Source organism: Hyphomonas sp. CACIAM 19H1 (genome assembly GCF_003325995.1).
In the GTDB taxonomy this organism is placed as follows: domain Bacteria; phylum Pseudomonadota; class Alphaproteobacteria; order Caulobacterales; family Hyphomonadaceae; genus Hyphomonas; species Hyphomonas polymorpha.
In genome coordinates this window covers 953,526-962,252 of sequence record NZ_CP016437.1, presented here as the reverse complement: position 1 = coordinate 962,252, position 8,727 = coordinate 953,526, and the positions used below count along the sequence as shown (strand labels likewise).

Annotated in this window: 11 protein-coding genes; 6 read left to right on the top strand and 5 right to left on the bottom strand. The window is 65.9% G+C overall.

The genetic code is table 11. The features are described 5' to 3' along the window. The 4 genes from BBF93_RS04695 to BBF93_RS04680 form a co-directional block, all read right to left on the bottom strand. Positions 1-294: ParB N-terminal domain-containing protein (locus BBF93_RS04695; protein ID WP_162786403.1), on the bottom strand; the 294-nt coding region annotated here is incomplete at its 3' end. Between the two features lie 12 nt (positions 295-306). Then, positions 307-555, bottom strand: coding sequence for a hypothetical protein (locus BBF93_RS04690; protein ID WP_114105136.1), 249 nt, complete (start codon positions 553-555; stop codon positions 307-309). Continuing rightward, the gene (locus BBF93_RS04685) at positions 542-1,042 is read right to left on the bottom strand and encodes a hypothetical protein (RefSeq protein ID WP_114105135.1); all 501 of its coding nucleotides are present in this window, start codon (positions 1,040-1,042) and stop codon (positions 542-544) included. Before BBF93_RS04685 ends, BBF93_RS04690 begins: the two co-directional genes overlap by 14 nt. Positions 1,043-1,055: 13 nt before the next feature. Beyond that, positions 1,056-1,622 carry an antirestriction protein ArdA gene (locus BBF93_RS04680; protein WP_114105134.1) on the bottom strand — a complete coding sequence of 189 codons (567 nt, stop codon included), beginning with the start codon at positions 1,620-1,622 and terminating at the stop codon, positions 1,056-1,058. 541 nt (positions 1,623-2,163) lie between these two features. Here BBF93_RS04680 and BBF93_RS04675 point away from each other — a divergent pair. Next, positions 2,164-2,571: a hypothetical protein gene (locus BBF93_RS04675; protein WP_114105133.1), complete on the top strand. Its 408-nt coding sequence runs from the start codon at positions 2,164-2,166 to the stop codon at positions 2,569-2,571. Positions 2,572-2,814: 243 nt separating this feature from the next. On the opposite strand, the gene BBF93_RS04670 is transcribed toward BBF93_RS04675, so the two are convergent. Beyond that, positions 2,815-3,663 (bottom strand): DNA -binding domain-containing protein, encoded by an 849-nt coding sequence (locus BBF93_RS04670; protein ID WP_114105132.1) that lies wholly within the window; start codon positions 3,661-3,663, stop codon positions 2,815-2,817. A 282-nt stretch (positions 3,664-3,945) separates the two neighbouring features. On the opposite strand from BBF93_RS04670, the gene trbB reads away from it, so the two are divergent. The 5 genes from trbB to trbJ are packed head-to-tail and all read left to right on the top strand — an operon-like array spanning position 3,946 to position 8,723. Continuing rightward, complete coding sequence (gene trbB / locus BBF93_RS04665) at positions 3,946-4,938, top strand: P-type conjugative transfer ATPase TrbB (protein WP_114105131.1); 993 nt, start codon at positions 3,946-3,948, stop codon at positions 4,936-4,938. Then, positions 4,935-5,270, top strand: a complete 336-nt coding sequence (locus tag BBF93_RS04660) for a TrbC/VirB2 family protein (RefSeq protein ID WP_114105130.1) — start codon at positions 4,935-4,937, stop codon at positions 5,268-5,270. The genes trbB and BBF93_RS04660 overlap by 4 nt, the downstream gene beginning before the upstream one ends. Then, the gene (locus tag BBF93_RS04655) at positions 5,270-5,524 is read left to right on the top strand and encodes a VirB3 family type IV secretion system protein (RefSeq protein WP_114105129.1); all 255 of its coding nucleotides are present in this window, start codon (positions 5,270-5,272) and stop codon (positions 5,522-5,524) included. The genes BBF93_RS04660 and BBF93_RS04655 overlap by 1 nt, the downstream gene beginning before the upstream one ends. After that, positions 5,518-8,007: a conjugal transfer protein TrbE gene (gene trbE, locus BBF93_RS04650; protein WP_114105128.1), complete on the top strand. Its 2,490-nt coding sequence runs from the start codon at positions 5,518-5,520 to the stop codon at positions 8,005-8,007. The genes BBF93_RS04655 and trbE overlap by 7 nt, the downstream gene beginning before the upstream one ends. Further along, a complete protein-coding gene (gene trbJ, locus BBF93_RS04645; protein ID WP_114105127.1) occupies positions 8,004-8,723 on the top strand; it encodes a P-type conjugative transfer protein TrbJ in 720 nt (239 codons plus the stop codon). The genes trbE and trbJ overlap by 4 nt, the downstream gene beginning before the upstream one ends. Positions 8,724-8,727 lie beyond the last annotated feature (4 nt).

The window sequence follows — 8,727 nt, the reverse complement described above, 5'->3', positions numbered from 1 at the left end:
GATCGAGGCCTCAATCGCAGAGGCCGCGTCGTCTTCGGTCATCACCGCGCAGGGCACCAGCGGATCAGCGCCGGTTTCCTTCGCCACCTGCTGGAGGGCAAAGAAACGGCGGCGCCCGGCGATGACGCCGTAGCCCTCGCCTTCACAGCGCACGAGCAGCGTTTGACGGATGCCTTTCTCGCGGATGGAAGGCAGGATGTCGGAGACATCGGGCGCCTTACGGCCATGGCGCATGTTGAGTTTTGAAATGCTGAGCGCGCTCAGCGGCAGGTGGATCAGGTCAGGTTGGGACATGGGAAATCTCCTTCAGAAAGGGAACAGGGATTGAGGGGCAAGAGCGAGGCCCAGCTGCCACGGCGGCAGGGACCAGCTGATCGGTACGAAGGGCGCGCCGAAATAATCAAGCGAAGCATCCGGCGTGCCCGCGCCGAGATCGAAGTCCCGGATCGTGACATCCGGCCTGCGTCCGGCAACCCAGATCGCCGTGACAAAACCAAGCTCGATGTCGAGGGTCAGCTGGGGCCTGGGCCCCAGCACGCGCTCAAACGCGTCCATCGGGTGGCTCCTTCTGCGCTGGAGGTATCGCGGCGGGCGCTAATGCGGTGAGGCGGGCCAGCACCTCCCGGGCAGCGGCGAGCGCGTCCGGGAGGAGGTTTCCGGCCACTTCCGTCAGATAGCTGTTATCCGTCTCCGGATAATTGGCCTCAATGCCCCAGACGCTCGCTGCATGAGGCGCAAGCTCTACGCCCTCCAGCGAGACCGACAGGACGATGCCGCAATAGAACCACTCGCCCCGGCGCCAGCCCTCCATGAGAGCTTCAGCTTCCGCCTGCGCCTTGGCAAACCGTTCCCGGAAATTACTCCCGGGGCCAATGAACCCCGGTGCGTCCTTGTAAAGAGAGGGCCAGAACCCGTCCTGGCGCTGGTCGGGCGGGTCGGGGCAATCATCGGGAATGATCCGGGCCGAGACGGTGAAGCCTTCGATCTCGCAGGTGATGACGTCGCCGGGGCAAACAAAAGATGCAAAGCGTTCGGTGAACATGGCGCCGCTCCCCTCACCGGGACCAGAAGATGTGGACTTCGTCGAAGCCCGTCTGGAAGACGAGGATTTCGCCATTCAGCGCCATGTCACGGGCAAGGGCCTGCCAGTCGATATAGTATTGCAGCGAGGCCGGAACCTCCGTGCCCGTCTCCCGGATCACCTCCTCGGCAAAGTCTGCGGCGGTCTTATACTGCCCGGCATAGTCCTCGAAGGCGGCGCGCGCCTCTTCCAGCCGTCCCCCGAAATGCCGGTGAAGCTTGGCTCCGAGGCTGCCATGCTCGCTCAGGAACACTGCAAGATCGCACACCGTCTCGAAAGAAGCGCATTCAGGCAGCGAAACGCCTTCGAACCCTTCATAGTCATGAATGGCCCATTCCTCAGCCTGCGGAACAGGGCTTTCTGCCAGCATGGCGCTGACTTCGGCCTTGATCTCATCGGGCGTGGTGGCCCTGATCCAGCGTCCGTGCAGGATGCCGCTATTATAGGCGGCAAGGCACGCCACGTAGATACGGGGTCCCGCCTCCACAGTGGGCGCGTCAGTTGTTCCAAGGGGTGCAACAGGTGTGGGTTGGTCAGTCATCTCCGGTCTCCTTCCCGCCCGCATCCTTCCCGCATCAGGCGGGGGTGGGCGGCAGGAAGGCGCATCGCCGGAGCGCATAAGGGCCCCGCGCAAGGGGACGCTGTAGGTAGGAGGCCTTCGGAGACTCATTGACGCGCCTGCCCCGCCCCCTTGCGCGGGGACCGCGCTCCGGCAGACGCGCCGTCCGCCCACCTCCGACTGAGGAGGAAGGCCTTATAGCGATGGCAGGCGGCCGGGGAGGACCTGGCGAACCCCCATGAGGCGTCCTCTCGAATGTCGGCCAGCTTGGCCGCCGTTCCACAAAACCGGTCCGACAACCGCGCATCCTGGCGTCAGCGCGCCTGACGAGCCCGGCGCGGCCATGCAGGAAACCGGGCGACGCAGCCGGCGACCCAGCGCCGTTATTAAAGGATGCGCCATCAACCTTTAACAAGGCTCTTTGCCTGTTAAAGCCTCGACACGCTGGCCCGTTGTTCCCACTGAGAGGATTTCAAGACAGGGGGTGGCACTGGGGTCCCGAATCTTTCCAGTATCTCCCCTTATGTCGCTTCACATCCGCGATTTCCGACACAGCGATGCGACCGGGCTCTCGCAGCTCCGCGAGCGCGCGCATCGCATCGGCGCCCCGCTCGCCCAGGACGCCGGCGCCCATATCCTCGTCGGCTTGCGCGACGGCGCGCTCACCGGCGCCATCTGGCTCACGCCCCAAGGCGAGACAGGCATGTTGACGGCCGTGCTCGTGGACCAATCTGCTGGCTGGCAATCGGACGCCCGGGAACTCATTGCAGAAGCCTGTCTCTGGCTCACCTCACGCGGCGCGGCCCGCATCGATTTACAGGCCCTCCCCGAAGACACGAACTTCCGCGCCGGGCTTCTCGACATGGACTTCAGGGCGAACGCCGCCGCGGAGACGATGAGACGCCTCGTCCGGTCCCATAACGCCGCCTGATCCCGGTTTCCGTCAGGCCTTGATCGGGCGCCCGTCACCCCTCTGACAGCCATCGCAAAAGACGCTTTCCTCCCTCTGTTACCTGCTGGCAGTGGGAAGGGCGGGCGCGCGGTCCGCCGGCGGGGCCCAGCCCCATGCCGAACACCGGCCCACCGGATCCTCATAGAGCCCCGCCGGGCAGGCCGTCCGGCCGGAGCGCCCCGCGCCATACGCGGGCGGACCGCAAAACATCCTCCACTCGCTTCAGGCCACCCTCTGCCCGGGACCGGCCTCCGTCCCAAGCAGCTCCATGAGGTACCCCCCATCGCGCAGGCCTTCTGCTTTGCGCACGAGATATTTTACCGCGTCCCGCAGGCCTCCCCCGTCCTGGCTCCATCCTTCAGCAACCCGCCCCTCGCCATACAGCAGGATGGCGATCTCGCGCCGTGTCATATCCTTTGCGAGGCCATCGAGCGCGATCAAGCCGTTGCGCAGGATTTGCGTCGTCTTTGTCCAGAGCGGCACGGACAGGTCCGGCCCGTCGCCATAAAGGTCGAGCACCGCTTTCTGCCCCCGCGCCATCCGCTCATAGGTCTCGATGTCGGACACGGTGAACTTCATCCGGACGGGCTCCAGCCCGATCAGCGGCAGGCCGGTGCATTTGACCTGGACCACGCAGCCCTTGCCCCGCACCAGGAGATACTCCCGGCCCAGACAGTCGCTGATATGGGTGATTTTCGCGATGGGCAGGGTGCGGTCCCAGAGATCACAGGTTTCTCCCGGTCCACGCGGGCTGCAATGGATCTCCACCTGGCCCGGGAAGGCGGCGTCGCTCCAGACGGCGTCCGCCTCAAACCCGCCCAGCTCCGGATCGGGCATGAAGACGAGCCCCCAGCGGCCGGCCAGTCTCTGTTCGGCCCGCGATTTCAGCATACGGATCGGGGCGCAGGGCGCCATCGTTTCAGAAGGCCCGAGCTCTGCACACAGAGCGTAATCGCGCCGGAACCGGGGATTGCGCCGGAGATATTCCCAGGCCCAGCGATCCATCGAAAGCCGGGAGAGGTAGTCATAGCGCGCAAGGGCCATACTCGGCGCCAGCGTGAATGTCTTCATCAGAGCATCCTCCGTTTACAACGCAAGATGCAAGAATGATTCCACTTTAGCGATTATTCTTGTTAACCCAAAATTCTCATGCAGACCCGGGTCTGCCCTGCCTTTGGCCTGAGCATCTGGAGCGTCTTTCTCCACCTTCATCAAGATTGGCATTTTGCACGACGCTGCGCGCAATCGCGCTGGCCTGTACAGAATGGCCTACGCTCCAACTCGTCAAAAGCCTCCGCCTCCGGAACACTATGGGAAAGCCCAGGACAGGTCGTTCAAGACAGGTATCAGCCGATGACGGATCATCCCGCAGACACAAGCGCCCAGCGCCGCCAGGCCATGTTGGTAACCGCCTTCTGCCCTGTCGTCCGCGCCGCGCTTCAACGCGATACCACCCTCGAAGTCATGGCCAATCCCGACGGCAGTGTCTGGATCGAGGAAGCCGGACGCGGGGTCATCCAGACCGGCCATGTCCTGTCAGAAGGTGACCGGGAGCGCGTCATTCGGCTCATCGCCTCGGGCCTCGGCGGACAGGGTTCCCCGAAGTCCGCGATTGTCTCGGCGGAGCTCCCGGGCACGGGCGAGCGGTTCGAAGGGATCCTGCCGCCGGTGTCGGCCGCCCCCTGCTATTCCATCCGGAAGCTGGCGCGCACGCCGTTCACGCTGGCGGACTATGTGCGCCAGGGCGCGCTGTCGCCGGCGCTTGCGGGCCATCTCAGAGCGCTTGTCACCGAACGCGCCAATATCGTGATCACCGGCGGAACATCCTCGGGCAAGACAAGCCTTGCCAATGCGCTGCTTGGCGAAGGCGGGTTTTGTGGTGAGCGGATCGTCCTGCTTGAGGATACCCGCGAACTGACCTGCCCTGCCGCCAACCTCGTCGCCCTGCGAACCCAAGGCGACTCTGTCACCCTGCGCGACCTTGTCCGCTCAACTCTGCGGCTGCGTCCGGACCGGATCCTCGTCGGCGAAGTGCGCGGGGCTGAAGCGCTCGACCTGCTCAAGGCCTGGAACACCGGTCATCCGGGCGGCCTCACCACGCTGCATGCCAATTCTGCTTCCGGCGCGCTGCGCCGGCTGGAACAGCTTGCCGCCGAAGCGACCCACGAGCCGCCCCGGGAGCTGATTGGCGAGGCCATCGATGCCGTCGTGTTCATGAGCCGCACGGGAGGCACGCGCCGGGTGGACGAAGTCGTCCGCGTCACCGGCTTCGACGGCCGCCAATACGTCACCGCGCCCCTTTCCGCACCCACGCCCACCCTTGTCAGATATGGAGACATGACATGACGATCCCCAGGATCCTGGACGCCCTGCGCCGCACCGGCGAAGCCGCCCTCCTCTTCACGCTCGCCGCGAGCCTCGCCCTGCCCGCCCATGCGGCCGGCACCGGCATGCCCTGGGAAGGTCCGCTCGATCAGATTCTTTCCTCGATCGAAGGGCCGGTCGCCCGGATTGTTGCAGTAATCATCATTACCCTGACGGGCCTGACGCTGGCCTTCGGGGAAACTTCCGGCGGCTTCCGCAAGCTGATCCAGATCGTGTTCGGGCTGTCGATCGCCTTTGCCGCCACAAGCTTCTTCCTGACTTTCTTTTCGTTCGGCGGCGGGGCGCTGGTCTGATGATCGAGGGCTTTGAAATCCCGCTGCACCGATCCCTGACCGAGCCGGTCCTGATGGCAGGCGCGCCGCGGAACCTCGCGATCACCATCGGCACGCTGGCGGCCGCCGTGGGCCTCGGCCTGCAGCTCTGGATCCCCGGACTCCTGATCTGGCTGCTCGGACATTCAGCAGCGGTTTTCCTGGCCCGCCGGGACCCTGATTTCATGGCGACGCTCCTCCGCTCGCTCCGGCACAAGGAACACCTCTCATGCTGAACCTCTCTGAATACGCCGCCCGCCCGCGCCTCCTGGCTGACTACCTGCCCTGGGCAGCGCTGGTGGCGCCCGGCGTCGTGCTCAACAAGGACGGCGCGTTCCAGGCCACGTTCCGCTATCGCGGGCCTGATCTTGAGAGCTCGACCGAGCCGGAACTGATCGCGGTGATGGCGCGGGTCAACAACGCGCTCCGCCGGTTCGGCTCGGGCTGGGCGCTCTTCTTCGAGGCCTCGCGCGAAGAAGCCGGTGACTATCCGTCTTCGGCGTTTCCGGATCCTGTTTCCTGGCTCGTCGATGAGGAGCGCGGCGTCATCGCGGAAGAAGGCGGCGCCCGGTTTGAGAGCGCCTATTATCTCACCCTGCTCTGGCTCCCGCCCCCCGACACCAATGCCCGCGCTGAGACCGCGCTGATCGAGCGGCCGGAACGCCCAAGCGGCGCAGGATGGCGCGACCGGCTGCTGGTCTTCCGGCAGCAGGCCGAGCGCACATTTGATCTCCTGTCGACCGCCTTATCCGAGATCGCGCCGCTCTCGGATGAGGAAACCCTGACCTATCTGCATGCCTGTATTTCCAGCCGGCGCCATAAGGTCGCCGCGCCCGAGATCCCCGTCTTCCTCGATGCGATCCTCGCTGACGAGCCCTTTACCGGCGGGCTGGAACCCCGGATCGGGGTCGCGCACCTCCGCGTTCTGACAATTCTTGGCTTTCCAGGCGCAACAGTCCCGGGCCTGCTGGATGAGCTCAACCGTCAGGGCTTTGCCTATCGCTGGTCGACCCGGTTCATCGCGATGGACAAAGTCGAGGCGGAGAAAGTCCTCGGCCGCAAGCGCCGGCACTGGTTTTCCAAACGCAAGTCTGTCGCCGCGGTCCTGCGCGAGACGATGTTCCAGGAACCTTCCGCGCTGCTCGATACCGATGCCGACAACAAGGCGCGCGACGCCGATGCCGCCCTGCAGGAGCTTGGGTCAGACCTTGTCGCCTATGGCTATGTGACGACCACGCTCACCGTTACGGGCGAGGATCCGCAGGTCGCCGAAGACCGTGCCCGCCAGGCCGAGCGGATCATCAATGGCAAGGGCTTCACGGTGATCGCCGAGACGCTCAACGCGGTCGAAGCCTGGCTCGGGAGCCTGCCGGGTCATGTCTACGCCAATGTCCGCCAGCCGATCCTCAATACGCTGAACCTCGCCCATATGGTGCCGCTCTCAGCGGTCTGGGCGGGCGATCGGCAGAACAGGCATCTCGCCGCCCCGGCGCTGATCGAAGCGCGCACCGAGGGGACGACGCCCTTCCGGCTGAACCTGCATGCCGGGGATGTCGGCCATACGCTGATCCTAGGCCCAACCGGGGCAGGCAAATCGGTCCTGCTCGCGATGCTCGCCCTGCAATGGCAGCGCTACGCCCGCGCGCAGGTCTTCGTCTTCGACAAAGGCCGCTCGGCCCGCGCCGCCGTGCTCGGCATGGGCGGGGTCCATCTCGACCTTGGCGGCGCGCGCCGGCCCCGGCTCCAGCCGCTGAAGGACATCGACCAGCCGACAGAAGTGGGCTTTGCGACAGGCTGGCTCGCCGGCCTGATAGAAGGGGAAGGCGTCCATCTGACACCGGCGCTCAAGGCGCGGCTCTGGGAGGGGATTAACTCGCTCGCCTCGGCGCCGCCCCCCGAACGCACGCTGACGGGCCTCGTCCTCCTGCTCCAGGATGAGACCCTCAAAACCGCGCTGCATCCCTTCACGCTGGCGGGCCCGCATGGCCACCTCCTCGACGGGGACGAGGAAGACCTCGCCTTTGCGTCCGTCACCTGTTTCGAAATGGAAGACCTGATGCAGCAGGGCGCGGCCGCATCCGCAGTGCTGACCTACCTCTTCCACCGGCTTGAAGCGCGCTTCGACGGGCGCCCGACGCTGCTGATGCTGGACGAGGCCTGGCTGTTCCTTGATGCGCCGGTCTTTGCGAGCCGCCTGCGCGACTGGCTCAAAACCCTCCGTAAAAAGAACGTCTCGGTGGTGTTTGCCACCCAGTCGCTGGCTGACATCCGCGCCAGCGTGATTGCCCCGGCGATCCTAGAAAGCTGCCTGACCCGGATCTTCCTCGCCAATGAACGCGCCCTGGAGCCTGAGACCCGCGAGACCTATCACCGTTTCGGGCTGAATGCACGCCAGACCCAGATCATCGCGGGGGCGGCGCCCAAGCGCGACTATTATGTCCAGTCGCCCAAAGGCTGCCGCCTGTTCGACCTCGATCTCGGTCCGGTCGCGCTCGCCTTTGCCGCCGCCGGCCCCCCCGAAGACCAGGCCCTGCTCGACCGCGTGATGGCCGAGACCGAAGGGGATGGGTTCGCGCAGACCTGGCTGCATGAAAAAGGCCTGCCCTGGGCCGCAGACCTCCTCGCCCACTGGCCCGGCCATAGAGGCTCGCCCGGTTCGCCGCCCGCGCCTGCCGCCCTGCCTCGTCATCTTTCCGCTGCCGAAGGAGGAACCCCATGAAACGCCCCCTCGCTGCCCTCGCCCTCTGCGCCGCGCCCCTCCTCGCGCTCCCGCTCACAGCCCTGCTGGCGCCCCCGGCCGAGGCCCAGGTCACCGTCTATGACCCGGCCAATCATGCCCAGAACATCCTCCAGGCCGTGCGCGCCCTGCAGGAGCTGGAGGGGCAGCTGCAGCAGCTCGCCCATGAGATCGAGATGCTGGAGAACATGGCCCGCAATCTCGAGACCCTACCCGTCTCGGTTGCTGAGAGCATCATCGGCCAGCGGATCATCCGGATCGAGGAGGTGCTGCGCCGCGCCCGCGGGATCGGATATTCCGTAGACAGCATCGAGCGCGACTACCAGGCGGCCTATCCGGAAGCCTACGGGCCGGCGACCTCCCGCCAGGTCCTGGTGGACGATGCCCGTGCCCGCTGGCGCCAGTCGCTCAGTGCCTTCCAGGACACGCTGGCTGTTTCAGCTGCGGCGCTCGAAGACAATGCCACCGACGCGGCGGCCGTCGGCCAGCTCCTGGCGCTCAGCCAGGACGCCGCCGGATCCCTGCAGGCTGCCCAGGCAGGCAATGAGCTCACCGCCCTGACGGCCCAGCAGCTGATGCAGATCGAAGCGATGCTCGCCGCCCAGCACCGCGCCGTCGCGCTGGAAGAAGCCCGCCGGCTGGCTGAAGCCGAGCGCGGCCGCGCGCGTCTCTCCAGCTTCCTCGGCGCAGGCGGCTGAGACG